Raw genomic sequence first — 25,921 nt, forward strand, 5'->3', positions numbered from 1 at the left:
GGTGCCGTGTTCATTACCAGGTGACTGCTGCCCGAACGCATGCTCGGGCATTCGCGGTAACCTGGATTGTCCGGTTCACAGCCGGAACTGCACCCCCTGGAGACCCGAACTCTCGAAAGGACCGGCCAACTCGGTCGACCTGTATGAACCGAAAGATAGTTTTTCGTAACCTGGCGATAGTTGCCGTCGGCTTGCTGATCATCTATGCCGTCAGCTATTTCACCAACGACAAGCGCGGGTTCGAAAGCGTCGACACGTCGGTGGCGATCGCGCAACTCGACAGCGACAACGTCAGCAAGGCACAGATCGACGACCGCGAACAGCAGATCCGCCTGTGGCTGAAGGAGGGGAACGACGCCACCTCGGGTAAGACCGAGATCATCGCCAAGTACCCGGACGCCGCCTCGGAGCAACTCTTCGACACGGTGCAGAGCAAGGGTCTCGAGAGCTACAACACCACGGTCTCGCAGGAAAGCTGGTTCACCTCCCTTCTCCTGTTCGTGCTGCCGATGGTGATTCTGCTCGGCATCTTCTTCTTCGTGATGAGCCGCATGCAGGGTGGCGGACGCGGTGGCGTCATGGGCTTCGGCAAGTCGAAGGCCAAACAACTCAGCAAAGACATGCCGACCACCACGTTCGGGGACGTGGCCGGCGCCGACGAGGCCGTCGAAGAGTTGTACGAAATCAAGGACTTCCTGCAGAACCCGTCGCGCTACCAGGCGCTCGGCGCCAAGATCCCCAAGGGTGTGCTGCTCTACGGTCCTCCCGGTACGGGTAAGACGCTGCTCGCCCGCGCCGTGGCAGGTGAAGCGGGTGTGCCCTTCTTCACGATCTCCGGCTCGGACTTCGTCGAGATGTTCGTCGGTGTCGGTGCCTCTCGTGTTCGCGACATGTTCGAGCAGGCCAAACAGAACAGCCCCTGCATCATCTTCGTCGACGAGATCGACGCGGTCGGTCGTCAGCGCGGTGCGGGTCTCGGCGGCGGTCACGACGAACGTGAGCAGACGCTCAATCAGTTGCTTGTCGAGATGGACGGATTCGGCGACCGCACCGGCATCATTCTGATCGCTGCGACCAACCGTCCTGACATTCTCGATCCGGCTCTGCTGCGTCCCGGTCGTTTCGACCGGCAGATCCCGGTGGGAGCGCCTGACTTGGCAGGGCGCCGAGCCATTCTCAAGGTGCACTCGCAAGGCAAGCCGATCGACCAGAACGCAGACCTCGAAGGCCTCGCGAAGCGCACCGTCGGAATGTCGGGGGCCGACCTCGCCAACGTCATCAACGAGGCAGCCCTGCTCACCGCGCGCGAGAACGGTGCGGTGATCACGGAGGCTGCGCTCGAGGAGTCCGTCGACCGTGTCGTCGGTGGGCCGCGCCGCAAGAGCCGCATCATCAGTGAGCACGAGAAGAAGATCACCGCCTACCACGAGGGCGGTCACACACTCGCGGCGTGGGCGATGCCCGACATCGAACCCGTGTACAAGGTCACCATCCTTGCCCGCGGTCGCACCGGTGGTCACGCCATGACGGTGCCCGAGGACGACAAGGGCCTGATGACCAGGTCGGAGATGATCGCCCGACTCGTGATGGCGATGGGTGGGCGCGCCGCGGAGGAACTCGTTTTCCACGAGCCGACCACGGGAGCCTCGTCCGACATCGACATGGCAACCAAGATCGCGCGTTCGATGGTGACCGAGTACGGAATGAGCGCAAAGCTCGGCGCGGTGCGTTACGGCCAGGAGGGCGGCGATCCTTTCCTCGGAAGGTCGATGGGTCAGCAGTCGGACTACTCGCACGAGGTTGCGCGTGAGATCGACGAGGAGGTGCGCAGTCTCATCGAGGCGGCGCATACCGAGGCGTGGTCGATCTTGAACGAGTACCGCGACATCCTCGATGTGCTCGCCACGGAACTGCTCGATCGCGAAACGCTCACCCGCAAGGATCTCGAGCAGATCTTCCACAGTGTCGAAAAGCGCCCCCGGATCACGGTGTTCAACGACTTCGGTGCCCGCACGCCGTCCGACAAGCCACCGGTGAAGACACCGCGCGAGTTGGCGATCGAGCGTGGAGAAGAGTGGGTCGAGAAGCCGGAACCGGTGTTTGCGCACCCGCAACCGCAACCGCAGAACGGTGAGTCGCAGCCGGAAGGCCAGTATGCGCAGCCGGGATACGGGCCACCCCAGCAGGGCGAGCACTCGTATGGGCAACCGCAACCGCAGCCCCGACACGGTGATCCGCAGTACGGGCAGCCGCAATACCAGCAACCGCAGGGCGGCTATCCCCAGCCCAATCAGGGGCAGCCTCCTCAGGCGCCGTACCCAGGCGCACCGACCCCGGGACCGCGTCCCGAGCCCTCGCGTCCGGATTACGGTGCACCGGCCGGTTGGTCTGCGCCGGGATGGCCGCCGCGCGAACCGTCCGGTAACCAGTGGACTCCGCCGCCGGTGCCGCCGCAGCAGCCGCCCCAGTCGCAGCGTCCGGAGTCCGGTGGCGACGAACAACCGCCGACGATGCCCTGGGAAGGCCCGGGCAGCTCACGCTGAACGGAGCGACAGTAGGCTTGGTGAGCTGGGCCGAAGGCCCGGAGATGCTGAAGGAGTAGTCGGTTGTCGGTGAATCATCTCGATACTGAGTTGGTGGCCCTGAAAACGGGACGGGCGTTCGATCAGCCTCGGGCCGAGGCCGCGGTACGTGAACTTCTGCTCGCCGTCGGGGAAGATCCCGACAGGCAGGGGCTGCGCGATACCCCGGCACGGGTCGCTCGCTCGTATCGGGAGATGTTCGCCGGCCTCTACACCGACCCGGATGCGGTCCTGAACACCACATTCGACGAGGAACATCAAGAGCTGGTGCTGGTGCGCGACATCCCGATGTTCTCCACATGCGAGCACCATTTGGTGTCGTTTCACGGAGTTGCGCACGTCGGCTACATTCCGGGCAAGTCCGGCAAGGTGACCGGCCTGTCCAAACTGGCTCGGGTCGTGGACCTGTATGCCAAGCGCCCGCAGGTTCAGGAGCGGTTGACCAGCCAGATCGCCGACGCGGTGGTGCGGAAGTTGGATCCGCGCGGTGTGATCGTCGTGATCGAGGCAGAGCATTTGTGCATGGCGATGCGGGGAATCCGCAAACCTGGGGCGAGTACGACCACGTCGGCCGTTCGCGGGCTTCTGCAGTCCAGTTCGGCATCGCGGGCCGAAGCGCTGGACCTCATTCTGCGGAAATGACCGTGACGCAGCGCAACGAGAGTCTCCCGCGGCCGAATCGCACGGTCGTGATGGGTGTTCTCAACGTCACGGCCGATTCGTTCTCGGACGGCGGCAGGTTCCTCGATCGTGACGCTGCGTTGGCCCACGGCCGCGAATTGCAGCGCCTGGGCACCGACATCGTGGACGTCGGTGGCGAATCGACTCGGCCGGGCGCGACTCGCGTCGACCCGCGGGTCGAATCGGAGCGAGTTGCCCCCGTCATTGCGGATCTGGTTGCAGAAGGCATCCGGGTGAGTGTCGACACGATGCGCGCATCTGTGGCGGCAGCTGCGATCGAGGCCGGCGCCACGATCGTCAATGACGTGTCCGGTGGTCGCGCCGATCCCGACATGGCTGCCGTCGTCGCGGAGGCTGGGACGCCCTGGGTCTTGATGCATTGGCGCGCCGCCGCCGACTATCTGCACCGCGGCCCTGCCGATCACTACGACGACGTGGTCGGCGAGGTGACGGACGAATTGATGGTGCAGGTGGACCGAGCCGTACGAGCTGGTGTCGACCCCGGTGCGATCGTTCTCGATCCAGGGCTCGGATTCGCCAAGAGTGCCGTGCACAACTGGGCGCTGCTGTCGGCGCTTCCGCAGCTGCGTTCGCACGGATTCCCGGTATTGATCGGGGCGTCGCGCAAGCGATTCCTCGGCGCCCTGTTGGCGAACTCAGCAGGGGAGAGCCGTCCGGCGGCAGGCCGTGAGACCGCGACCGCCGTCGTGTCCGCGCTCGCCGCCACCCATGGAGCGTGGGGGGTACGAGTACACGACGTGCAGGCGTCGATGGATGCCGTCGCCGTGGCGGACGCCTGGCAAGAAGGGGGCGCTACCGATGCCTGACCGAATCGAGTTGCGTGGATTGAAGGTGCGCGGTCACCACGGTGTGTTCGAGCACGAGAAGCGTGACGGCCAGGACTTCTACGTCGATCTGATCGTCACGATGGACCTGTCGCGCGCCGCATCATCGGACGACCTGACGGACACCGCCGACTACGGCAGGCTTGCCGAGCGGGCTGCCGCCATCGTAGCCGGACCGTCCCGTGATCTCGTCGAAACGGTTGCAGCCGAGATCGCCGACGACGTCATGACCGACAGCCGGGTGAACGAGGTCGAGGTGGTGCTGCACAAGCCGTCGGCACCGATCCCCTTGACGTTCGCGGACGTGGCGGTCGTGGCGCACCGTGTGAGGGCAGCGTCGTGAGTGGGGCAGCGTCATGAGTGGGGCGGCGTCGTGAGTGGGGCTGGAGCGTGAGCAGAGTCGTGTTGTCGATCGGGTCCAATCTCGGGGACAGCCGTGCGCACCTGCAGTCGGTGGTCGATGCTCTCGGCGCTCGCACGTTCGCAGTGTCTCCGCTGTACACGACAGCCCCGTGGGGTGGGGTCGAGCAGCAGGACTTTCTCAACGCCGTCGTCGTCGCAGACGACCCAGATTTCTCCTGCCACGACTGGCTGCGCTTCGGTCGACAGTGCGAGCAGGATGCGGACCGAGTCAGGACTCAGCGGTGGGGGCCGCGCAGCCTCGACGTGGACGTGATCACCTGCGACGACGTCGTCAGCGACGATCCGCTTCTCACCCTCCCGCATCCACGAGCGCATCTGCGTGCGTTCGTCCTGGTGCCGTGGCTCGACGTGGAGCCCGATGCGGAACTGATTGTCGGTGGGCGCCGGGTACGTGTCGCCGCGTTGCTCGCGGGTATCGACGAGAGTGAGCGGTCCGGCGTGCGGCCGAGCGCCATGGGGTTGCAATGGGCACGATGAAACCCACCCGTATCTGGGACCTCGTGCTGCTGGCCGGAACAGCTCTCGCCGTCACCTGGATACTCGTGCGCGCCTTTTACGGATCGGTGCCACCGATACCGATCTTTGCCGGTGCATCCCTTTATCTGGTGGCTGTCGCGGAGACGGTGCTGGCCTTCCTGATCCGATCACGGGTCAAGGACCACCGAATCGGTCCGGACCGCCATCAGATCCATCCGATCACCGCAGCCCGCGCAGCAGCTCTCGCCAAGGCATCGGCTCTGGTTGGGGCCGCAGCCGCGGGTGTGTGGTCGGGCTTTCTGATCTATCTCCTTCCTCAGCAGTCCTGGCTGAAGGCGGCCGACGACGACGCACCCGGCGCATGGGTCGGCCTGGTGGCCGCAATTGCTGTGATCGCCGCGGCGCTGTGGTTGGAACACTGTTGTCGCACACCAGACGACACGAACGACGAACCGGCGCATTGACCGGTGTCGCGAACACGGGCGGCCCGTCGGTGACAAGTACTCTGGCACCATGACGAATCCTGGTCGCCAGAAGGCACAGCGCCGCCCGAAACGCAGTGCCAGCCAGATGATCGTCGCCGGCCTTCTTGCGCTGGCGGTCGTGGCATCGCTGTTCCTGATCTTCAGTGACAGCGTGCAGGTGCTGCGGGTGGGTTTGGTTCTCGCTGTGTGGGCCGCCTGGCTGGGCGCAATTGCCATGACCAAGTACCGCCGCGAATCCGCTCTGGACAAGGCCAAGGTCAAGGATCTGCAGACCGTGTACGAACTGCAACTCGAGCGTGAGGTCGCAGCTCGCCGTGAATACGAACTCACCGTCGAGAAGCGTGTTCGATCCGAGGTGCGAGCAGACTCGGAGGAGTTGGCGGCGCTGCGTGCCGAGCTTGCGACGCTTCGCAAGAACCTCGAGGTCCTGTTCGACGGCGCCTTCCCCGAGGAGCGAACAGCCCTGCGTGCCGACTCGACGCGCGTACAGGAATTGGCGGGTGGCTCGTACAGCAGCTACCAACCGGCGGCTTCCGGTTTGTACATTCCGGGTTCCGGCCCGAACCAGGCCGACTCGGCGGGGTCGCGGCCCTACTTGCAGGGCGGACCTGCAGGGCAGCACCCTGCGACGGGCTACGCATTCGCCTCCCCGGACGACGCCCCGGTGACAGCGGAAACCGCTGTCGTTCCGCCCGAATACCGGTCGAACGGATACCCGCACGACGAGCGAGTACAGGACGCCGAGTTCGAGGAGGCACACGTCCGGGTCCAGGAAGTGGAGCCCGAACCCGAACCCGAGCCCGAGTTCGAGCCCGATACCGATAACGAGCCTGATGCGTCTGCCGGCGCACACTCGAGCGGCCTGACGGTTGCTCAGATCATGGCGAACCTGAATGCCGAGTCGGCGACAGCGAGCAGCAGTGGCGGCAGGCGGCGCAGACGCGCGGAGTGAACACCTACCTCGACCGCGCATGTGAGGCGTATATCACCCCTGCTTGGCATGGCGGGTCACGCTGGGCTGCGACTATCCTCACCGCAGGACGTCTGGTACCCGCAGAGCGGGACTGGAACGAACGAGAGGACGACAGTGACCTCCTTCGGGATCACGAATGAGCCTGCACCTGCACGATTGACGGTAGGTATCGTCTCGGCGGGTCGGGTTGGAACGGCTATCGGCGCTGCTTTGGAGCGGGTCGGTCATGTCGTGGTCGCCTGCTCTGCTGTATCCGATGCTTCCGTCAGCCGCGCGAACCTGCGCCTTCCCGACACCGAAATTCTTCCCGTCGACGGTGTCGCCGCGCGGGCAGAACTCCTGATCCTCGCGGTCCCCGACAGCGAACTGGCCGGTCTGGTTCGCGGTTTGGCTGCCACAGGGGCGGTTCGCCCGGGAACGATCGTCCTCCACACGTCCGGGGCGAACGGGATCGCGATTCTCGAACCGCTCACCGCCGCGGGCGCACTGCCGCTCGCCGTACACCCGGCCATGACCTTCACCGGCCACGACGAAGACACCTCCCGATTGCCGTCCGCCTGCTTCGGCATCACTGCGGCCGACGACATCGGATACGCCATTGCGCAATCGCTCGTCCTCGAGATCGGTGGCGAACCGGTCCGCGTGAACGAGGCGATGCGCCCGCTGTACCACGCGGCCCTGGCCCACGGCAGTAATCACCTGGTGACGCTCGTGTCCGATGCGGTGCAGGCACTGCGAGTGGCACTGGAAGGGCAGGAACTGCTCGGACAGGAGTTGGTGGGCGACGAACCGGGCGGGGTCGCCGAGCGTGTCATCGCGCCGCTCCTCACCGCTTCGCTCGACAACGTGCTGCGCCGGGGGCCATCCGCCCTCACCGGCCCGGTCGCGCGCGGGGACGTCGATGCCGTGTCCGCGCACCTGGATGCTCTGACCGACGTCGACCCGCGGATCGCTGCCGGCTACCGCGCGATGTCTCTGCGATCGGCTCAGCGAGTGGGTGCGCAGCAAAACATGCTCGACCTTGTGGAATCTCGAAATGTAACGAAGCGTGGAGGTGAGTCCTGTGAGTGATCCTCAGGGCGGATACACGCGCGGTGAACTCACCGTGCACGACGACCCGCAGATGATGCGCCGGGTGACCCGGGCGCTGCGTGGCGTCGGACGGACGGTGGCACTCGTGCCGACGATGGGCGCGCTGCACGCCGGGCATGTCGAACTGATCCAGCAGGCGAGGTCGACCGGCGCCATCGTGGTGGTGTCGATCTTCGTGAACCCTCTGCAGTTCGGTGAAGGCGAGGACCTCGACTCGTACCCGCGCACGCTCGACGCGGATCTCGAGGTGCTGCGGGAGGCCGGCGTGGAGTTGGCGTTCGTTCCCGCCGCGTCGGCGATGTACCCGGCCGGTCAGCGGACGATGATCCACCCCGGCCCGCTCGGCGCCGAACTCGAGGGAGCGTCGCGGCCCACCCACTTCGCCGGAATGCTCACGGTGGTCGCGAAACTGCTGCAGATCGTGAACCCGAACATGGCGATCTTCGGTGAGAAGGACTACCAGCAGTTGACGCTGATTCAGCAGATGGTGCGGGACTTGAACATCGACGTCGACATCTACGGGGTTCCCACCGTCCGGGAACACGATGGGCTCGCCTTGTCGTCGCGCAACCGTTACCTCGGCGAAGAGCAGCGAGCAGCAGCGACGGCGTTGTCCGCCGCACTGATTGCGGGTGCTCATGCTGCGGCGGGTGGCGCCGACGCCATCGTTGCCACGGCCCGGGATGTGCTCGCTGCCGCACCCGACCTCGAGATCGAGTACCTCGAGGTTCGCGGTGTGAACCTCGGTCCGGCGCCCGAACGTGGAGACGGACGGCTGTTGGTGGCCGCCCGCGTCGGAACCACCCGGCTCATCGACAACGTCGGTGTCGCGATAGGCACCGGATTCCTCGAACGTGACCCCGAAGGCGACGCCGCACTGGCCGCCGCCGCAGACGATCTGCTCTCCCGATAGAAAACGTTAGGACCCAGCATGTTTCGCACCATGATGAAGTCGAAGATCCACCGTGCCACCGTCACTCATGCCGACCTGCATTACGTGGGATCGGTGACCGTCGACCAGGACCTGATGGACGCGGCAGATCTGCTCGAAGGCGAGCAGGTCTGCATCGTCGACATCGACAACGGCGCTCGCCTCGAGACGTACGTCATCTCCGGGGAGCGGGGCAGTGGCGTCATCGGGATCAACGGTGCCGCAGCCCATCTGGTCAATCCCGGCGACCTCGTCATCCTGATCGCCTACGGCGTCATGGACGAGCAGGAGGTGCGTGAGTACGAGCCGCGAGTGGTGTTCGTCGACGAGAAGAACAAGCAGGTCGAATTGGGTTCGGACCCCGCTCACGCACCCGAGGGGTCCGGCCTCGTGACGCCGCGGATGCTCTCCGAACTCGACGCTCCGCGCGAATCCAGTCTGGTCTGACAGTGCTCCTCGCCGTCGATGTCCGGAACACCAGCACCGATCTCGGTCTCTTCAGTGGGACCGGAGATCATGCTCACCTGGTTCGGGACTGGCGGATGCGTACCGACTCGCGCGTCACCGCGGACGAGCTGGCGCTGACCTTCCGGGGATTGCTCGGATCGCACACGGACGAGATCGTGGGTGTGGCTGCATTGTCCACTGTCCCCTCGGTTCTGCGTGAGATCAGGGTGATGTTGTCGCGGTATTGGGATCACGTGCCCCACGTGGTGGTGGAACCCGGTGTGCGAACGGGAGTTCCGCTGCTCGTGGACAACCCGAAGGAGGTGGGCGCAGACCGGATCGTGAACAGTCTGGCCGCTCATCACCGGTACGGAACGCCCGCGATCGTCGTCGACTTCGGGACGTCGACGTGCATCGACGTGGTGTCCGAGAAAGGTGAGTTTCTCGGCGGCTCGATCGCGCCGGGGATCGCGATCTCGACCGATGCGTTGGCCTCGCAGTCCGCGGCCTTGCGGAAGGTGGAGCTGATCCGTCCGCGCTCGGTGGTCGGAAAGAACACCGTCGAGTGCATGCAGTCGGGTGCCGTGTTCGGGTTCGCCGGGATGGTCGACGGACTCGTCCGCCGGGTGCGGGCCGAACTTCCGGCATTTGCGGGCCCGAATGTGTCCGTGATCGCGACGGGCGACACCGCGCCGCTCATCGTGCCGGAATCGGACACCATCGAGCATCTCGAATCTCACCTGACCCTGGAAGGGCTGCGGCTGGTGTTCGAGCGCAATCAGGCGCGCCGTGGTGCAGGTCGGCGTGCTGCACATCTGTGAGGACGCCTTTCCCCGGCCCCCGGGTTGTGACATAATCATCGACGTGAATTTCGCTGCGAGTGCTCAGGAGTGTTGTCGAGGCTGAACGCTGCCTCGACCAATTCACACATTCCTGGAGTCTCACTCGTGCTCTCTACACTTTCTTCCCCTGCTGTATCCGTGCCCGCCCCGTCGCTGGCCGATCGAATGTACGCATTCCAGCTGCCCGAGGCGCTGACCCGCGGCGCAATCGTGGTGGACATCCGCACGCAGGAGCAGCGCCAGGACGAAGGCACCCTGCCCGGGGCGCTCGCGATCGAACCCAGCACACTCGCACAGCGGGTCGACCCGAAAGGTGACTCCCGCCTCGCCCTGGCCGTGAGTCACGACGTCGAATGGATTCTTGTCTCCTCCGAGGGAGGCTCATCGACCCGTGCCGCCGTCTCGCTGCGACAGAGTGGCCTGCACCGCGTCACCGCCGTCGTCGGCGGGTACCAGGCGATCAAGGCCGCCGGCATGGTCGGCTCGCTGGCGGCCACCGCCCACTGCACACGCGAAGTGGCGACGGTCACCGCACACTGATCTGCAGCACACTTGTCCGGCCGAGCATTCACGGGTGCACTCGGGTTGTCCACCCGCAGGTATTAGGCTGGCTACCCGTGAGTGAAGTAGCAGCGCAGCCAGTCGACGATACCCCCGAGCAGCTCCGCATCCGGCAGGAGAAGCGCGAGCGCCTTCTCGCCGAGGGACGCGAGGCATACCCGGTGTCGGTGGCACGCACGCACTCGCTGGCCGAGGTCCGGCAGAAGTACCCCGAACTGGAAGCGGACACCGCAACCGGTGACCAGGTCGGCGTCGTCGGTCGCGTGATCTTCATGCGGAACACGGGCAAGCTCTGTTTCGCCACCCTGCAGGAAGGTGATGGCACCCAGCTCCAGGCCATGATCAGCCTTGCCGGGGTGGGAGAGGATGCGCTCGCAGCCTGGAAGGCGGACGTCGACCTCGGTGACTTCGTATTCGTTGCGGGCGAGGTGATCAGTTCTCGTCGCGGCGAGCTGAGCGTGATGGCCGCGTCCTGGCAGATTGCCTCCAAGGCGTTGCGCCCGCTGCCGGTTGCGCACAAGGAGATGAGTGAGGAGTCGCGCGTCCGTCAGCGGTACGCGGACCTGATCGTGCGCCCCGAGGCCCGAGAGAACGCGCGCAAGCGTGTCGCCGTGGTGCGGGCCCTGCGGAACGCGCTCGAGCGTCGTGGATTCCTCGAGGTCGAGACCCCGATGTTGCAGACGCTGCACGGCGGAGCGGCGGCGAGGCCGTTCGTGACGCATTCGAACGCACTGGACATGGACTTGTACCTGCGGATCGCGCCTGAGCTTTTCCTCAAGCGTTGCGTCGTCGGCGGTATCGAGAAAGTGTTCGAGATCAATCGCAATTTCCGGAACGAGGGTGTCGACTCGACGCACTCACCCGAATTCGCGATGCTCGAAACGTACGAGGCCTACGGAACGTACGACGACTCGGCCGTGATGATTCGCGAGCTCGTCCAGGAAGTGGCGCAGGAAGCGTTCGGCACTCAGATCGTCACTCTCGCGGACGGAACCGAATACGACTTCAGCGGCGAATGGAAGACCCTCGAGATGTACCCGTCGCTTTCCGAAGCGATCGGCACCGAGATCACCCCCGACACCACGGTTGCCGAACTCGAAGCTCTCGCGGCAAAGGAGGGTCTGGAAATTCCCGAGGGCAAGGGTTACGGTCACGGCAAGCTCGTCGAGGAGTTGTGGGAACACCAGTGTGGCGACCAACTTCACGAGCCCACTTTCGTCCGGGATTTCCCGGTCGAGACGTCGCCGCTCACACGTGATCACCGCAGCAAGAAGGGTGTCACCGAGAAGTGGGACCTCTACGTTCGCGGATTCGAGTTGGCCACCGGCTACTCCGAGCTCGTCGACCCTGTTGTTCAGCGCGAACGCTTCGTCGACCAGGCGCGTCTGGCGTCGGCAGGTGACGACGAGGCGATGGTGCTCGACGAAGAGTTCCTGGCAGCCATGGAGCAGGGCATGCCGCCGACCACCGGTACCGGGATGGGAATCGATCGGCTGCTCATGGCACTGACCGGATCGGGAATCCGTGAAACAATTCTGTTCCCCATTGTTCGGCCCTCGTCCCGCTGATTCCTCGGTCATTCGTCTGGAATGAATGGATGGCCGTTTCGGCCATTCGGCCGACATCCTCGAATGTCGGCGGTTGGGGGTAGAGTCGTGGGCGGACACAGCCGTAGTGCCGTTTCATTCGAGAGGAATTGGATCCATGGCTAAAAAGGTCACCGTCACTTTGATCGACGATGTCGATTCGAATAAGTCGGCAGACGAGACCGTCGAGTTCGGGCTGGACGGAACGCACTACGAGATCGACCTGTCCGCGGAGAATGCTGCGAAATTGCGCGATGAGCTCGACGTGTGGGTTTCGAATGCGCGCAAGGTCGCTGCGCGTAAGCGTGGCAAGGGCGCGGCCGGCGCCGTCGGAAAAGCCCGCGCAATGGTGGACCGCGAACAAAGTGCGGCGATTCGTGACTGGGCGCGTAAGAACAACAAAAAGGTTTCTGCGCGCGGACGTATCTCCGCAGAAATCATCGAGGCATACAACAACGCCAACTGAGAGTTAACTGTGCACAGGGCGGAGCCGCCTGTGCGTGGCCCACGAGTCTCGGTACTCGTTGGCCACGCACAGGCCCGTGCCCTTGTTCGCTCCCGGCGTACAGGTAGGGGGAAACGTTTGCTCTAGCTGCGGCGTTGATTCAAGTGAACGCCGCAGAAGCTCCGTCGATCCGGATGGAGGGGCACCCATTGGATGTGCGGCCCACTACAGTGTGAAGTGGGGTCGTGGAACCGTCGAAGGTTCGAGGCCATCCGCTATTTGTGCCGGAGCGAAACGCGGCGGACGGAGACGAGACACCCGGTCTCGTGATCGGTCGTCGGAAAGTGTGAGGGAGAGCGATGTTCGAGAGGTTCACCGATCGCGCACGGCGCGTTGTTGTCCTGGCTCAAGAAGAAGCCAGGATGCTCAACCACAACTACATCGGTACGGAGCACATCCTGCTCGGCCTCATTCACGAGGGCGAAGGTGTCGCCGCCAAGTCGCTGGAGTCGTTGGGCATCTCCCTCGAAGGAGTGCGCAGCCAGGTCGAAGAGATCATCGGTCAGGGTCAGCAGGCCCCGTCCGGTCACATTCCCTTCACGCCGCGCGCCAAGAAAGTCCTCGAGCTCAGCCTGCGTGAAGCGCTGCAGCTCGGACACAACTACATAGGCACGGAGCACATCCTGCTCGGCCTCATCCGGGAGGGCGAGGGCGTTGCAGCCCAGGTGCTGGTCAAGCTCGGTGCCGACCTCAACCGAGTGCGTCAGCAGGTCATCCAGCTGCTCTCCGGCTACCAGGGCAAGGAGCCGGCCGAAGCCGGCGGCGCCCGCGGCGAGTCGGGAACCCCGTCGACATCGCTCGTGCTCGATCAGTTCGGCCGCAACCTCACGCAGGCCGCCATCGAGGGCAAACTCGACCCGGTCATCGGCCGCTCGAAGGAAATCGAGCGGGTCATGCAGGTGCTGTCGCGCCGTACCAAGAACAACCCGGTCCTCATCGGTGAGCCCGGTGTCGGTAAGACCGCCGTCGTGGAGGGTCTTGCGCAGGCCATCGTCAACGGCGAGGTCCCGGAGACTCTCAAAGACAAGCAGCTCTACACGCTCGACCTCGGGTCGCTCGTGGCCGGCAGCCGCTACCGTGGTGATTTCGAGGAACGCCTGAAGAAAGTCCTCAAGGAGATCAACACTCGCGGCGACATCATCTTGTTCATCGACGAGCTGCACACGCTCGTGGGTGCGGGAGCTGCCGAGGGTGCCATCGACGCGGCCTCGATTCTCAAGCCCAAGCTGGCTCGCGGTGAGCTGCAGACCATCGGCGCCACCACCCTCGACGAGTACCGCAAGTACATCGAGAAGGATGCTGCGCTCGAGCGTCGCTTCCAGCCGGTTCAGGTCGGTGAGCCGTCCGTCGATCACACCATCGAGATCCTCAAGGGTCTGCGCGACCGTTACGAGGCACACCACCGTGTGTCGATCACCGACGGCGCTCTCGTCGCGGCGGCCACCCTCGCGGATCGCTACATCAACGACCGCTTCTTGCCGGACAAGGCGATCGACCTCATCGACGAGGCCGGTGCCCGGATGCGCATCCGCCGGATGACCGCGCCGCCGGACCTGCGCGAGTTCGACGACAAGATCGCCGATGCCCGCCGTGAGAAGGAGTCGGCGATCGACGCACAGGACTTCGAGAAGGCTGCGAACCTGCGCGACAAGGAGAAGACCCTCGTCGGGCAGCGCGCGGAGCGGGAGAAGCAGTGGCGCAGCGGCGACCTCGATGTGATCGCAGAGGTCGACGACGAGCAGATCGCGGAGGTCCTCGGCAACTGGACCGGCATCCCCGTCTTCAAGCTCACGGAGGAGGAGACCACCCGTCTGCTCCGCATGGAGGAGGAGCTGCACAAGCGGATCATCGGTCAGGAAGACGCGGTCAAGGCGGTGGCGAAGGCCATCCGTCGTACCCGTGCCGGGCTGAAGGATCCGAAGCGCCCGTCCGGTTCGTTCATCTTCGCCGGCCCGTCCGGTGTCGGTAAGACCGAGCTCGCGAAGTCGCTCGCCAACTTCCTGTTCGGCGAGGACGACGCCCTGATCCAGATCGACATGGGTGAGTTCCACGACCGCTTCACCGCTTCGCGACTGTTCGGTGCCCCTCCCGGGTACGTCGGTTACGAAGAGGGCGGCCAGCTCACCGAGAAGGTGCGCCGCAAGCCGTTCAGTGTGGTTCTGTTCGACGAGATCGAGAAGGCGCACCAGGAGATCTACAACACGCTCCTGCAGGTGCTCGAAGACGGCCGTCTCACCGATGGTCAGGGCCGGACCGTGGACTTCAAGAACACGGTGCTCATCTTCACCTCGAACCTCGGTACGTCGGATATTTCCAAGGCCGTGGGGCTGGGCTTCACCACCGGCAAGGGCGACGAGTCCAACTACGAGCGGATGAAGCTCAAGGTCAACGACGAGCTGAAGAAGCACTTCAGGCCCGAGTTCCTCAACCGTATCGACGACATCGTCGTGTTCCACCAGCTCACCACCGAACAGATCGTCGAGATGGTGGATCTGATGATCACGCGCGTCGAAGCGGCGCTGAAGAACAAGGACATGGCCATCGAGATCACCGACAAGGCGAAGTCTCTTCTCGCCAAGCGTGGGTTCGATCCGGTGCTGGGTGCGCGTCCGCTACGTCGCACCATCCAGCGTGAGATCGAGGACCAACTCTCGGAGAAGATCCTCTTCGGTGAGATCGGACCCGGCCAGATCGTGCTCGTCGACGTCGAGAACTGGGACGGTGAAGGCCAGGGCGAGGACGCCAAGTTCACGTTCTCGCCGAGCGAGAAGCCGGTCGAGGTTCCGGATTCGCCGGAGTCCGTGCTGTCGAGCACTTCGGGCGAGGGTGAAAGCAACACCAGCCAGGAGTCCTGACACCAGGCAACGAGAAGGGGCCACCAGCGTCTTGCTGGTGGCCCCTTCTCGTTCGTTCCGGGGATCAGGTTCGGCTCAACCAGGTGACCACCGCGCCGTTGTCGAACTGTTCAGATTTCGTCGGGTGGAACATGGTCGGGCTGAAGTCTCCGTCGAACACAGGGATACCCGAGCCCACGACGACGGGGTATCGCTTGATGATCATCTCGTCGATCTCGTCGAGCAGTGCACCCGCGAGCTTGCCGCCGCCGGCGAGCCAGATATCGAGTCCGGACTCTTCTTTGAGCGTGTGTATCAGTTCGACCGGGTCGGTCGAGACGGTAACAGCTGGATCGGCGGATTCACCGAGGGTTTTCGACACCACGTACTGACGAAGGTGCGCGTACGGACTGGTGACTCCGATGGACAGGGCCGGGTCGTAGGTGCTGCGTCCCATGACAACCGTGTCGAATGCTCGGTTCTTCTCGCCTGCGAGCCCGAACGGTCCCCGGAGGTGCGTTGGCACGGTGTCGGGATAGCGCTCGTTGATCCAGGTGGACATCTGCTCCGAGACCGGGAAGAAGTCCACTTCCTCCTGTGGTCCGGCGATGTAGCCGTCGAGGGTGGAGCCGACGTAGTATACGAGGCTTCGCATGACCACTCCAATCGTAGTACTCTGACTGTAGTTGCGACTATGTACTACGAATGGAGTGGTGTCAAGTGCGAAAGAATCCTGAACGTCGAGCGGCGCTCGTGGACGCGGCGATCGAGGTATTGGCCGACGAAGGTGCGCGAGGTCTCACCTTCCGGGCAGTCGATGCAAGGGCTGAGGTTCCGACCGGAACGGCCTCCAACTACTTCGCCAATCGCGACGATCTGTTGACCCAGTCGGGTGGACGTATCTACGAGCGGCTCGTCCCGGCCGGTGAGGTATTCGACGATCTTGCGCACGGGGCGCACGACATCGCACACCTGACGCGATTGATGCGCGAGACCGTCGAGCGTGTTGCGACCTTCCGTACTGGCTTTCTCGCGTTGCTCGAACTCAGACTCGAGGCGACGCGCCGCCCGGAACTTCGCCGCGTTCTGGGGGGACGGGTGCGGGCGGACCTCGATCTCAACATCGAGCAGCACCTCGCATCCGGCATGCCGGGCGACGCCACCACTGTGGAACTGCTGGATTCGGCCCTCAATTGGATGATCGTGGACCGGCTGACCCTGCCCGACTTGCACGACGAGGCCCACTTCGATCGCCTCGTCGCGGCGGCCGTGGAGCGCTCACTGCCGCGATGACGCCCTCAGCCTGCGACTGTGGCCGGACCAGTTCGCCAACCGTTCGGTCGGTCCGGCATCGGGCGCCGAATTCACGACTTCGGCAAAGGGCATGAAGTCGCCGCGCGGCGACGCCGGAATCATCGCCTGGGCCATGCCCAACGCCGCCTCGGCAATCGCGGGGTCGGCCTCGGACTCCTGTCCGGTTGCGACTGCGAGATCCCAGCCGTGCACCAGTGTCTCGTTGAGATAACCCGCAATTGCACCTCTGCCGGGGACCTTGCCCCACGGGGGTCTCACCTCGGCGTCGAGGAGGGTGTCGTCGTTCCAGACCGTCCACATGCGCCTGATGGCCGATTGGTAGGCGCCGGCGTAGTCGGGATCGTCGATTCCTTCCATGACCAGCGGGATCGAACCGGCCTCGCAGCCTTCGCCGATGACGCGAGCGCGTTCGACAGTGGCAACGAGGTGTCCGAGCAGGGTGCGGACATCGAATTCCGGGCAGGGGGTGGGCGAGTCGAACTGGTCAGGCTTGGCCCCGCTGATCAGTTTCGCGACCCAAACGAGTGCATCGCGGTAGAGGGGGCGGGGATCTGTGTGCGTCGTTGTCTGTGTCATGAAATCGATCCTGGTCGGGATACATGACATCTTGTGTCGTATATTTTTGGCAGACTTTCGATATGCGTGCTGACCGGCTTCTGTCTCTTGTTCTGTTGTTGCGCAATCGTGGTCGGATGTCCGCCTCGGCGCTCGCGCGGGAACTGGAAGTGTCCACCCGCACCGTGCTACGCGATATCGACGCGCTGTCGACCTCCGGTATTCCGGTCTTCGCAGAACGAGGTCGTGACGGCGGATTCGAACTCCTTCCCGGCTTCACCACCGACCTGACCGGACTTACCGCCGACGAGGCCAAAGCGCTGCTCGCCGCGGGGTCGGCAGCCACATCCGAGTCGTTGGGTATGGCGCCCGCTTTCGCGTCGGCGATGCGAAAAGTGGTGGCGGCAATGCCGGATGCGCATCGCGCGGCGGCCGGCAAGCTGGCAGAGCGCATCTATGTCACCCAGGACGGATGGTTTCGCGATGTCGAGCGGAACGAACACCTGGGCTTGGTGCAGCAAGCGGTGTTCTTGGGGCAACGGTTGCGGATTCTCTATGCCTCGCGCGGACGCGAGCCTACCTGGCGCACAATCGACCCGGAGGGTCTGATCAATGCGGCGGGGCACTGGTATCTCGTGGCGCGCGACCACGGTGACGAGCGGACGTATCGCCTCGATCGGCTGTCCGAGGCACAGCTCATGGACGAACCCGCGGCTCGACCAGCCGATATCGACTTGCAGGCCCTCTGGCAGCGTCGGCGTTCGAAGTTCCGTGCCGGTCACGTGCCGCTGAGCGTCGAGCTTCGGGTGAGCTCTGCAGCGCAGGAGCAGTTACAGGCGAGGGCCGTGGCGGTACAGTCCCTCGTCCCGGGCGAGGACGGGTGGATCATTGCGCACGCGATATTCGCGGACGTCGGGCATGTCGGAGCTGCCCTATGGGCGCTCGGGGGCCGAGCGGAGTTGCTGGGGCCGCAGGAGGTGCGTGCCGAGATCGCTGCGCGGGCGCGCCGGATGGGGGAACTTCATGACACGACCTGACACGGCCAGTCGACCGTGCGCGTAGGTTCGGTAGTAGACCTGTCAATCGATGAGAAGGGGCTCCGCAATGCCGACACGTACCGCACGTACAGCATGGAACGGTTCACTCGAGGAGGGGAGCGGCCAGGTAGAGCTCACCAGCTCGGGCGCCGCCACGTTCGACGTCTCGTTTCCGAAGCGCGCCGCCGACGACGCCGGTGGGACGACCAGCCCGGAGGAACTGATCGCCGCCGCGCACGCATCGTGCTACGCCATGCAACTGTCCGCCCTGATCGCGGAGGCCGGTGGAACCCCGCAAGCTCTCGATGTGAAAGCCGACGTGTCCCTCGGTCCCGACGACCCCGGATTCAAGCTGACCGGTATCACGTTGTCGGTCCGGGGTGAGGTCGACGGTCTCGACGCAGACGGGTTTGCGAAAGTGGCGCAGGCCGCCAAGGAGTCGTGCCCGGTCAGCAAGGCGCTCACCGGTGTCGAGATCACGCTCGACGCCGCGCTCGAATCCTGACGGTCTACTTGCGGTGAAACCGTCGCCGCACTTCGTCGATTTTCGCCCGTAGTTCGTCCTGACTGATCACGCCCCGGTCGAGCAGCACGTGGGTGGTGGTCACCACGGATCGAGTGTGGACGGGGAAGTCGCGGTACACGGTTTCACCCAGGTCGTCCTCTGTGCGTCGCCGTTCGAGATTGTCGAAAGCGCCTCGCCAGGAGAGGCATTCGCAGGTTGCCTGCATGCTCGACTCCCACGGGTCCGGTTTGCGGTCCAGGTCGGGGAGCGTGGCGTCGGTCCGTGTCGATTCGGGGGTGAGTGTCTCGAAGATGACGTCGTACCCACTGCTGGTGGTCATGACGGAACTCCCGCGCCGGACGGGGCACCGCTCGCCGTCCAGTCCGTCTGCGGCAATGCGACCCCGATCATGGTGTCGCGGGTGACGATCTGGGCCAACTGCTCCTCGGTCCAGTCCTCGGTCCCTTCGGGACGCATCGGCATCACCATGAACCGTGACTTCTGATTCGAATCATGCACCCGCACTTCCACGTCCGGCGGGAAATGCAATCCGAATTCGGCGATCACCTCGCGGGGCCACCGGACCATGCGTCGTCGGTAGTTGGGCGTTCGGTACCAATCGGGGGACATGCCGAGGACCGGCCGGGGGTAGCAGGAGCACAAGGTGCAGACGATGACGTTGTGCACCTTCGGGGTGTTCTCGAGGACATAGAAGTAGGTGTAGTCACTGGGCGTTCCGGAGCCGGTGGGGTCGCGCCAGTCGATACCGACCTCTTTGCAGGTCTCGGTTCCGTCTTCGAGCAGACGCTTCTTGAATTCCGGATCGACCCACGCTTTGGCGACGAGACGCGAACCGCCGGACGGTCCGACCGATTCCGCCCACTCCGAGAATCGTCGGTGATCCTCCGACGAGAAGAGCCCCTTCTCGATCGACAGCTCACGGATCGCCGCTTCGAGGATTTCGAACTCGCTGATCTCCTCCGATGCCCGGATCGGGGTGTGATCGTCGTGTGCACCGCTCATGTAGCCGCCTCCAGCCATCGCTGCGAACATTCTGTTTCCAAAGTGTCGACATCGAAACCGGTGTATCGATCCCACAGGTCTGTCTGCTTGAAGCGCACCACGTAGAAGGGCTCTTTACGGCCGTCGTCCCGGCCCCAGGCCTCGTCCTCCGGGATCACCCATTCCGGGCGGTGCTCGACGATCACTCCGGTGTGACCGCGAATGAATGCCTGGGTGCGGGTATGGAACATGGACGTGGTGTCACGAACGGTGACGCGATCACCGATTTCGAACTTTCTCATGACTTGTCCTCGTGCAGTGTCGCCTCGCGCATTCGCGCGCGAACCTCGTCGATCTTGGCGGAGAGCTCGTCTGGTGTGATGGCACCTTTTTCGACGAGTGTCTTGGCGGCGACGGTGATCCACCGTGCGTAATAGGGAAGCCCGAAATACAACGTGGCACCGAGATCGTTTTCGGCTCGGCGTCGTTCCTCGGAGTTCCACACGCCCCGCCACCCCAAACATTCGCAGGTGACGTAAGTGTTCATCTCCCAGTCTTCTTCGACCTTCTCCTTGTATTCGACAGGGAGTGCCGGTTGGCCGCCCACATCGTGAACGACGTGCCGTAACGCGTCGAAAGAGCTGTTGGACAGCTCGTACGGGGAGTCGAGGGACTCTCCACGCACGGGGTTGTACTCGGCAACGTGGTCCGAGACCGAATCGAATGCGGCTCGGGTGGATTGCGTACCCATCTTTCTCTCCGCTCGAAGAGTAGTTCAGCGACGCGCACTCACCGGGTCAGTGACAGGGCAATGTCAGTGGCAGGGCAAGCCCAGGAGGTGCCGACCGTCGTGCATGAGTTCGTGCATGAACATGCCGCTGCGAGAGATTGCCCCCTGATCGAACCCGACCAGGTACAGAGTGAGTAACGCCAGCAGAACGGCACCCACCGCGAACAGTGCGATGCCGATGGTGTCGGTGATCGGCCGGTTCGGCGAATAGGCCAGAGTCATTTAAGCCCCCTGCGGGTGACCGCCGGGCGGTCACCCGGCACATTCGACGTTACTCTTCGGGCCCTGTCGGATGGAACAGATTCGGGCGCCCTCGCTACACGGACCAAGCCCCGTTTGCCGTCTGGAACGGCAAACGGGGCTTCGAGCAAAGCCCTTCGATCCGTGGGTCAGGCCCGCTGTGGTTGTTCTTCTGTAGCTTCCGCGCCGACGAGGTCGCCGGTATCGGTTTCGGTGTCGACTGGGCGTTGTGCTTGTCGACGCGTGCCGTGAACGGCGATGCTGACCGCAACCGCCCACCCGAGGGCCAATATGCCGTAGACGACGGGGTTGACGAGTCCGTCCAGGCCGAGTGCCTCGAGGAACGCCTTGGTGTTGGTCAGGATGATGATGCCGCCGACCAGCGTGCCGATTACTCGTGCGTTGAGACGGCCGACGATCCATGCCGCAACAGGGGCGGCGATGACTCCGCCGACGAGCAGCGCTCCGGCGACGCGGAACGGTATGTCCTCCGAGCTGAGCCCGAACAAAAAGCCGGCACTGGCCCCGACCGTGACGATGAATTCGCCGGCTGCCATGGTTCCGACCACCTTGCGTGGTTCCATCCGTCGTGAGGCAAGTAGCGTGGACGACCCGACCGGGCCCCATCCGCCGCCACCGACCGCATCCATGAATCCGGCAATGACCCCGAGCGGAACGAGAAATCCGCGTGGCAGGTTGCGGATGCGCGTCACCGATCCACCGCGGTCGAAGGCGAAGCGAACGAGGATGTAGGTGCCCAACCCGAAAAGGATGACTCCCACGATGGGCTTGGCGGCGTCGGTGGGTAGCGATACCAGGAAGGTGGCCCCGAAGAACGCGGCAATGCCGCCGGGCACCGCCAACCACCCGATCTTGCCCCAGTCGATGTTTCCGAACTTCCAATGTGCGGCACCCGAGGCGAGTGTTGTACCCAGCTCTGCCAGATGTGTGCTGGCCGATGCGATTGCCGGGGTCACTCCGGCAGCGAGAAGCACGGTGGTGGAGGTGACGCCGAATGCCATACCCAGCGCACCGTCAACCATCTGTCCTGCGAAACCGGCGAGGGCGATCAAAATCAAACTAGGCATTGTGTTGCCCTATTTCCTTTCGTGATTCGTTGCGGCGACCGTCACGCGTTGGCAAGGGCTGGTTCGGCGATCGACGAGTAGTGCGATGCGTCTCCGCTGATGACGCGACTGTGCTCACCATTGCGAGCGACCGGTATGTCACCGGCGAGGGTGATGCGGTGCATCCGCCGAGGTTGATCGTCGTAGTCTGCGACCGCGTAGTGCTGGGTGGCGCGGTTGTCCCAGATGGCGACATCGCCCGGCGACCAGCCCCAGCGAACCGTGTTCTCCAACTTGGTGACCCGGTCCTGGAGCAGCTGGAGCAAAGTCCGCGACTCGGTCGTGGACAGTCCGACGAATCTGTTGACGAAGTGTCCCAGCAGCAGGGCCGGTTCACTGGTTTCGGGGTGGATCCGGACGACGGGGTGTTCGGTTTCGAACTTGGTGGATTCGAACTCGGCGCGGTATTCGGTTGCCCTGTCGTTGGTGGTGATTGCCCTGTCGTCGGTGATCGGGTTGTGGGCGGCGTAGTCGTAGACATTCGTGTGGACGGCCCTCAGGTTCTCGACGAGGGACCGCAGGGGTTCAGGCAGCTGATCGTAAGCGGCGACCGTGGACGCCCAGGTGGTGGTGCCACCATAGGTAGGCAGTACCACCGGTCGCAGAATCGATGCCGCGGGGATTCGATCGATGAATGTCACGTCCGTGTGCCAACTGTTCGCCTTGCCGTACTCGGCATCGATGGGCAGAACCGTATCGCCTCGCGAGGTGACGGTGGGATGTGCCTTGGTGGGTTCGCCGAAGAGTCGGGCAACCTGAAGTTGGGTTTCGTCGGTGAGGTGGTGTTGATCGCGGAAGAAGACGACCTTGTGGGTCAGCAACGCCTGCCGGATGGCATCGACGGTGGGTGCGTCGAGGTCGGCGTCGAGTCGTACTCCGTCGATTCGGGCCCCGATGTTGGCGCCGAGGCGGGTCACGGTGATGGGTGCTGTTGTCATGGTGAGTTTCCTTGATGGTCTTGTGGATACTTCAGGAGGCGCGCGCAGCAGGCGCACTGGTGTCGAAGCGGCTGGAAGGGCGTGCCAGCCCGTAGTGGTCACGGAGGGTTTCGCCGTCGTACTCGGTACGGAACAGTCCGCGTTGCTGCAGAATCGGGACAACCTGGTCGACGAACTCGTCGAGTCCACCGGGAAGTAGCGGCGGCATGATGTTGAACCCGTCGGCCGCGCCGGATGTGAACCACAGTTCGATCTGGTCGGCCAGCGCTTCCGGTGTTCCGGCCACCACTCGGTGGCCACGACCACCGGCGAGTCGGGCGATCAGCTGCCGGATCGTGAGGTTCTCCCGCCTGGCGAGGTTGACGACGAGGGTGTAGCGACTCTTGTTTCCGTCGATCGTCGACTCGTCGGGAAGTTCGGGCAGTGGGCCGTCGAGTCGATAACGGGAGATGTCGTGCTCGAGGATGCGAGAGAGCTGGGCGACACCGTATTCGGGAGTGATCAAAGCGTTCAGGTTCGCTTCGCGCTCGCGTGTCTCCGTCTCGGTGGTACCGAGAACCGGGCAGATACCGGGGAGAATTTTGACCTGATCGGGCGTGCGGCCATGCCGTGTGGTGCGCGCCTTCAGGTCTGCGTAGAAGGCTTGGGCGTCTTCCAGTGTTTGCTGTGCCGTGAAAACAGCCTCGGCGAACTTGGCCGCGTAGTCGCGACCGGCAGCCGAGGAACCGGCTTGCACCAGCAGTGGGTGACCCTGCACCGGACGCGGAACGTTGAGTGGCCCGCGGACCCGGAAGTGTGTGCCGGCATGATCGATCGTGTGGATTCGATCGGTGTCTGCGAAGCGCCCTGCCTCCTTGTTCAGGACTCGGGCGTCGTCATCCCAACTGTCCCACAGCTGTTGGGCGACGTGAAGGAACTCGGTGGCGCGTTCGTATCGGGCCTCGTGCAGAGGTCGTCCGGCCAAACCGAAGTTGTCGGCCTCGTCCGCCCCGGCAGAGGTGACGATGTTCCACCCGGCGCGTCCTCCACTGAGATGATCGAGTGAGGCGAAGGCCCGAGCAAGCTGATACGGGTGGTTGTAGGTGGTCGATGCGGTGGCGATGAGGCCGATTCGGCTCGTATGGGTGGCGATCGCGGACAGCAACCCGATGGGTTCGAGCGAGTTCTGCGCGTTGTACGCCACATGGTTGCCGACGGACAGCGTATCCGCGAAGAAGATCGAGTCGAGCTTGCCTCGTTCAGCCGTCTGCGCCAGCTGGATGTAGTGCTGGGCAGTCAGTGCCCCCTCCGGTGCGGCATCGGGGTGCCGCCAGGCCGCTTCGTGGTGTCCGTTGCCCATCAGGAACGCGTTCAAGTGCAGTGTCCGTGCGAGATCCGATGATGCGTGAGTCATGTCTGCCCTTTCGAAGGCGTTGAGTGCGCGGTGGTGTGGCCTGTCAGCCGGCGACGCGTCCTCGCGAGGCGCGGTGTTCGGCGGCGACGAGCAACTGGTTGAAGAAGACGCCTACGACGGCGATGGTGACGATCCCCGCGTACATCTGCGGGATTTGGAAATTGAACTGTGAACTGCTGATCAAATAGCCCAGGCCGGCCTTGGCGCCTACCAACTCCGCGGTGATCAGGACGAGAATCGAGACCGCACCCGACAAACGGATTCCGGTGAAAATGGTGGGCAGAGCGGCGGGAACGATCACCTTCTGGAACAGGCGAGGACCGGTGATTCCGATCGACCGTGCCGACCGGATCAGCAGTGGATCGACGTTCTTTGCGCCGCTGATCGTGTTGTACAGCACAGGCCAGAAGCAGGCGTACGCAACGATCGAGATCTTGGAGGTGTTGCCGATGCCCAGGACCAGGATGAAGACCGGCAGCAGGGCACCTGCGGCGGTGTTCAGGAATAGTGTCAGCAGGGGACCGAGGATGTCGGCCAGATGACGATTCCATGCGATCAGCAGTCCCGAGGGGACGGCGATCGCGATAGCGATGACGAAGCCCGATACCGCGCGAATCAAGCTGGCCTGTACGTTCTTCCACAGTTCGCCGCTTGCCGCCAGATTCCACCAGGCCTGTGCGACCTCGGAAACGGGAGGCAGGAAGGTTTCGTCCACCCAGCCCCAGCTCGGGGCAAACTGCCACACTGCCAGGAATACAGCTATCGCGATCGACTTCTTGGTGACGGTTCCGATGATGCGGGCAGTCCTCGCCCCGGTCTTCGGCTTTGCGGTCCGAACCTGCGGTGTCTGTGGTGGTGGTTCGGATGCGGCGTCCGAGCTTGCCTCGGCGTCCGCCCGCGTGAGCAGTGTGCTAACCAACGGAAAGCACCTCCTTGTTCGAGTTCGGGTTGTCCGACGGAACCGAAAAGTTCTGCGCAGCAGCGATTTCGTCGTGCAGCAGGTTCCATACGCGGCGGCGGTAGCCGATGAACTCGGCAGTCGAACGCAGATCCGTGTGTGGTTGTGGGTCTGGCAGATCGACGTCGATGACGTGCTTGATGCGGCCGGGATGTGAGGTCATCACCGCTACCCGCTGACCCAGGTACACGGCCTCGTCGAGATCATGGGTGATGAAGACGATGGTTGCGCCGGTTCGTCGCCACAGGGCGAGAAGCTCGTCTTGCAGTAGCTCGCGGGTTTGTGCGTCGAGAGCCGCATAAGGTTCGTCCATCAGCAGCACGCTCGGCTCGTAGGCCAGGCTGCGCGCGATCGCCACACGTTGCTTCATCCCGCCCGACAGCTCGTGCGGGTAGCGGTCGCGGAACCGGTCGAGCCCGACCCGTGTGAGGACCTCACGGGCCCGATCGCGCCGCTCGCGTCGGAAGAAGCCGGCGGCCTCGAGCCCGAGTTCCACATTCGACTGGGCTGTGCGCCACGGCAGTAGCGCGTACTGCTGGAAGATGATGCCTCGGTCCAACCCGGGGCCGGTGATCGGACTCCCATCCAGAGTGAGGCTGCCGGTCGTCGGCGACGTCAACCCGCCGATGAGGTCGAGCAGCGTGGATTTACCGCATCCACTCGGCCCGACGAGGGTGAGAAACTCACCTTCGTCGACCGTGAGGGAAATATCTTCCACTGCAACGAAGTTGCCGCCCGTCTGGCGATCGGGAAGGGTTTTGGTCAGGTTCTGCACGGAGATCTTCGGAGCGGTCACGG

General features: G+C 64.1%; 30 protein-coding genes. 18 read left to right on the forward strand and 12 right to left on the reverse strand.

Annotated features, from left to right (window positions below):
• The first annotated feature begins 143 nt into the window (after positions 1–143).
• The 15 genes from ftsH (at position 144) to ACZI8Q_RS10920 (ending at position 15,285) form a co-directional block, all read left to right on the forward strand.
• A complete protein-coding gene (ftsH, locus tag ACZI8Q_RS10850) occupies positions 144–2,543 on the forward strand; it encodes an ATP-dependent zinc metalloprotease FtsH (RefSeq protein ID WP_463373537.1) in 2,400 nt (799 codons plus the stop codon).
• Positions 2,544–2,606: 63 nt separating this feature from the next.
• Positions 2,607–3,224 carry a GTP cyclohydrolase I FolE gene (gene folE, locus ACZI8Q_RS10855; protein ID WP_463373538.1) on the forward strand — a complete coding sequence of 206 codons (618 nt, stop codon included), beginning with the start codon at positions 2,607–2,609 and terminating at the stop codon, positions 3,222–3,224.
• Entirely contained in the window at positions 3,221–4,090 is an 870-nt protein-coding gene (gene folP / locus ACZI8Q_RS10860; protein ID WP_463373539.1) for a dihydropteroate synthase, read from the forward strand. The genes folE and folP overlap by 4 nt, the downstream gene beginning before the upstream one ends.
• Entirely contained in the window at positions 4,083–4,451 is a 369-nt protein-coding gene (folB, locus tag ACZI8Q_RS10865) for a dihydroneopterin aldolase (RefSeq protein ID WP_463373540.1), read from the forward strand. Before folP ends, folB begins: the two co-directional genes overlap by 8 nt.
• 47 nt (positions 4,452–4,498) lie before the next feature.
• Complete coding sequence (gene folK, locus ACZI8Q_RS10870) at positions 4,499–5,008, forward strand: 2-amino-4-hydroxy-6-hydroxymethyldihydropteridine diphosphokinase (RefSeq protein ID WP_463373541.1); 510 nt, start codon at positions 4,499–4,501, stop codon at positions 5,006–5,008.
• Positions 5,005–5,472, forward strand: a complete 468-nt coding sequence (locus tag ACZI8Q_RS10875) for a DUF3180 domain-containing protein (protein WP_463373542.1) — start codon at positions 5,005–5,007, stop codon at positions 5,470–5,472. Before folK ends, ACZI8Q_RS10875 begins: the two co-directional genes overlap by 4 nt.
• Positions 5,473–5,521: 49 nt before the next feature.
• Positions 5,522–6,445, forward strand: coding sequence for a DUF6779 domain-containing protein (locus ACZI8Q_RS10880; RefSeq protein ID WP_463373543.1), 924 nt, complete (start codon positions 5,522–5,524; stop codon positions 6,443–6,445).
• A gap of 135 nt (positions 6,446–6,580) precedes the next feature.
• The gene (locus ACZI8Q_RS10885; RefSeq protein ID WP_463373544.1) at positions 6,581–7,537 is read left to right on the forward strand and encodes a Rossmann-like and DUF2520 domain-containing protein; all 957 of its coding nucleotides are present in this window, start codon (positions 6,581–6,583) and stop codon (positions 7,535–7,537) included.
• Complete coding sequence (gene panC, locus ACZI8Q_RS10890) at positions 7,530–8,471, forward strand: pantoate--beta-alanine ligase (RefSeq protein ID WP_463373545.1); 942 nt, start codon at positions 7,530–7,532, stop codon at positions 8,469–8,471. The genes ACZI8Q_RS10885 and panC overlap by 8 nt, the downstream gene beginning before the upstream one ends.
• A gap of 18 nt (positions 8,472–8,489) precedes the next feature.
• Positions 8,490–8,936, forward strand: a complete 447-nt coding sequence (gene panD, locus ACZI8Q_RS10895) for an aspartate 1-decarboxylase (RefSeq protein WP_463373546.1) — start codon at positions 8,490–8,492, stop codon at positions 8,934–8,936.
• 2 nt (positions 8,937–8,938) lie between these two features.
• Positions 8,939–9,757 (forward strand): type III pantothenate kinase, encoded by an 819-nt coding sequence (locus tag ACZI8Q_RS10900; protein WP_463373547.1) that lies wholly within the window; start codon positions 8,939–8,941, stop codon positions 9,755–9,757.
• A gap of 186 nt (positions 9,758–9,943) precedes the next feature.
• Entirely contained in the window at positions 9,944–10,318 is a 375-nt protein-coding gene (locus ACZI8Q_RS10905; RefSeq protein ID WP_463373764.1) for a rhodanese-like domain-containing protein, read from the forward strand.
• A gap of 77 nt (positions 10,319–10,395) precedes the next feature.
• Positions 10,396–11,907, forward strand: coding sequence for a lysine--tRNA ligase (gene lysS / locus ACZI8Q_RS10910; RefSeq protein ID WP_463373548.1), 1,512 nt, complete (start codon positions 10,396–10,398; stop codon positions 11,905–11,907).
• 136 nt (positions 11,908–12,043) lie between these two features.
• The gene (locus tag ACZI8Q_RS10915) at positions 12,044–12,391 is read left to right on the forward strand and encodes a histone-like nucleoid-structuring protein Lsr2 (RefSeq protein WP_463373549.1); all 348 of its coding nucleotides are present in this window, start codon (positions 12,044–12,046) and stop codon (positions 12,389–12,391) included.
• A gap of 338 nt (positions 12,392–12,729) precedes the next feature.
• Positions 12,730–15,285, forward strand: a complete 2,556-nt coding sequence (locus tag ACZI8Q_RS10920) for an ATP-dependent Clp protease ATP-binding subunit (protein ID WP_463373550.1) — start codon at positions 12,730–12,732, stop codon at positions 15,283–15,285.
• A 64-nt stretch (positions 15,286–15,349) separates the two neighbouring features.
• Here ACZI8Q_RS10920 and ACZI8Q_RS10925 read toward each other — a convergent pair whose 3' ends face one another.
• Positions 15,350–15,919 carry a dihydrofolate reductase family protein gene (locus ACZI8Q_RS10925; RefSeq protein ID WP_463373551.1) on the reverse strand — a complete coding sequence of 190 codons (570 nt, stop codon included), beginning with the start codon at positions 15,917–15,919 and terminating at the stop codon, positions 15,350–15,352.
• Between the two features lie 65 nt (positions 15,920–15,984).
• Between ACZI8Q_RS10925 and ACZI8Q_RS10930 the strand changes: the two genes are divergently transcribed.
• A complete protein-coding gene (locus ACZI8Q_RS10930; RefSeq protein ID WP_463373552.1) occupies positions 15,985–16,557 on the forward strand; it encodes a TetR/AcrR family transcriptional regulator in 573 nt (190 codons plus the stop codon).
• Here the strand turns inward: ACZI8Q_RS10930 and ACZI8Q_RS10935 are convergent.
• Positions 16,543–17,154: a TIGR03086 family metal-binding protein gene (locus ACZI8Q_RS10935; protein WP_463373553.1), complete on the reverse strand. Its 612-nt coding sequence runs from the start codon at positions 17,152–17,154 to the stop codon at positions 16,543–16,545. The two genes, ACZI8Q_RS10930 and ACZI8Q_RS10935, sit on opposite strands and share 15 nt — an antisense overlap.
• Before the next feature lie 62 nt (positions 17,155–17,216).
• On the opposite strand from ACZI8Q_RS10935, the gene ACZI8Q_RS10940 reads away from it, so the two are divergent.
• Entirely contained in the window at positions 17,217–18,170 is a 954-nt protein-coding gene (locus ACZI8Q_RS10940; protein ID WP_463373554.1) for a helix-turn-helix transcriptional regulator, read from the forward strand.
• 67 nt (positions 18,171–18,237) lie between these two features.
• Positions 18,238–18,675, forward strand: a complete 438-nt coding sequence (locus ACZI8Q_RS10945) for an OsmC family protein (RefSeq protein ID WP_463373555.1) — start codon at positions 18,238–18,240, stop codon at positions 18,673–18,675.
• A gap of 4 nt (positions 18,676–18,679) precedes the next feature.
• Here the strand turns inward: ACZI8Q_RS10945 and ACZI8Q_RS10950 are convergent, their stop codons facing one another.
• The 10 genes from ACZI8Q_RS10950 to ACZI8Q_RS10995 form a co-directional block, all read right to left on the reverse strand.
• Positions 18,680–19,015, reverse strand: coding sequence for a ScnB (locus tag ACZI8Q_RS10950; RefSeq protein ID WP_463373556.1), 336 nt, complete (start codon positions 19,013–19,015; stop codon positions 18,680–18,682).
• Entirely contained in the window at positions 19,012–19,698 is a 687-nt protein-coding gene (scnC, locus tag ACZI8Q_RS10955) for a thiocyanate hydrolase subunit gamma (RefSeq protein WP_463373557.1), read from the reverse strand. The genes ACZI8Q_RS10950 and scnC overlap by 4 nt, the downstream gene beginning before the upstream one ends.
• Positions 19,695–19,979 (reverse strand): SH3-like domain-containing protein, encoded by a 285-nt coding sequence (locus ACZI8Q_RS10960; protein ID WP_463373558.1) that lies wholly within the window; start codon positions 19,977–19,979, stop codon positions 19,695–19,697. The genes scnC and ACZI8Q_RS10960 overlap by 4 nt, the downstream gene beginning before the upstream one ends.
• Complete coding sequence (locus tag ACZI8Q_RS10965; RefSeq protein ID WP_463373559.1) at positions 19,976–20,428, reverse strand: hypothetical protein; 453 nt, start codon at positions 20,426–20,428, stop codon at positions 19,976–19,978. The genes ACZI8Q_RS10960 and ACZI8Q_RS10965 overlap by 4 nt, the downstream gene beginning before the upstream one ends.
• A gap of 63 nt (positions 20,429–20,491) precedes the next feature.
• Entirely contained in the window at positions 20,492–20,689 is a 198-nt protein-coding gene (locus ACZI8Q_RS10970) for a CbtB domain-containing protein (RefSeq protein WP_463373560.1), read from the reverse strand.
• Between the two features lie 167 nt (positions 20,690–20,856).
• Positions 20,857–21,795, reverse strand: coding sequence for a sulfite exporter TauE/SafE family protein (locus ACZI8Q_RS10975; RefSeq protein ID WP_463373561.1), 939 nt, complete (start codon positions 21,793–21,795; stop codon positions 20,857–20,859).
• 41 nt (positions 21,796–21,836) lie between these two features.
• Positions 21,837–22,772 carry a TauD/TfdA dioxygenase family protein gene (locus ACZI8Q_RS10980; RefSeq protein WP_463373562.1) on the reverse strand — a complete coding sequence of 312 codons (936 nt, stop codon included), beginning with the start codon at positions 22,770–22,772 and terminating at the stop codon, positions 21,837–21,839.
• A gap of 31 nt (positions 22,773–22,803) precedes the next feature.
• Positions 22,804–24,165 carry an LLM class flavin-dependent oxidoreductase gene (locus tag ACZI8Q_RS10985; protein WP_463373563.1) on the reverse strand — a complete coding sequence of 454 codons (1,362 nt, stop codon included), beginning with the start codon at positions 24,163–24,165 and terminating at the stop codon, positions 22,804–22,806.
• 43 nt (positions 24,166–24,208) lie between these two features.
• A complete protein-coding gene (locus tag ACZI8Q_RS10990; protein WP_463373564.1) occupies positions 24,209–25,084 on the reverse strand; it encodes an ABC transporter permease in 876 nt (291 codons plus the stop codon).
• A complete protein-coding gene (locus ACZI8Q_RS10995; RefSeq protein ID WP_463373565.1) occupies positions 25,077–25,919 on the reverse strand; it encodes an ABC transporter ATP-binding protein in 843 nt (280 codons plus the stop codon). Before ACZI8Q_RS10995 ends, ACZI8Q_RS10990 begins: the two co-directional genes overlap by 8 nt.
• Positions 25,920–25,921 lie beyond the last annotated feature (2 nt).

This window comes from Rhodococcus quanlei (assembly GCF_055231015.1).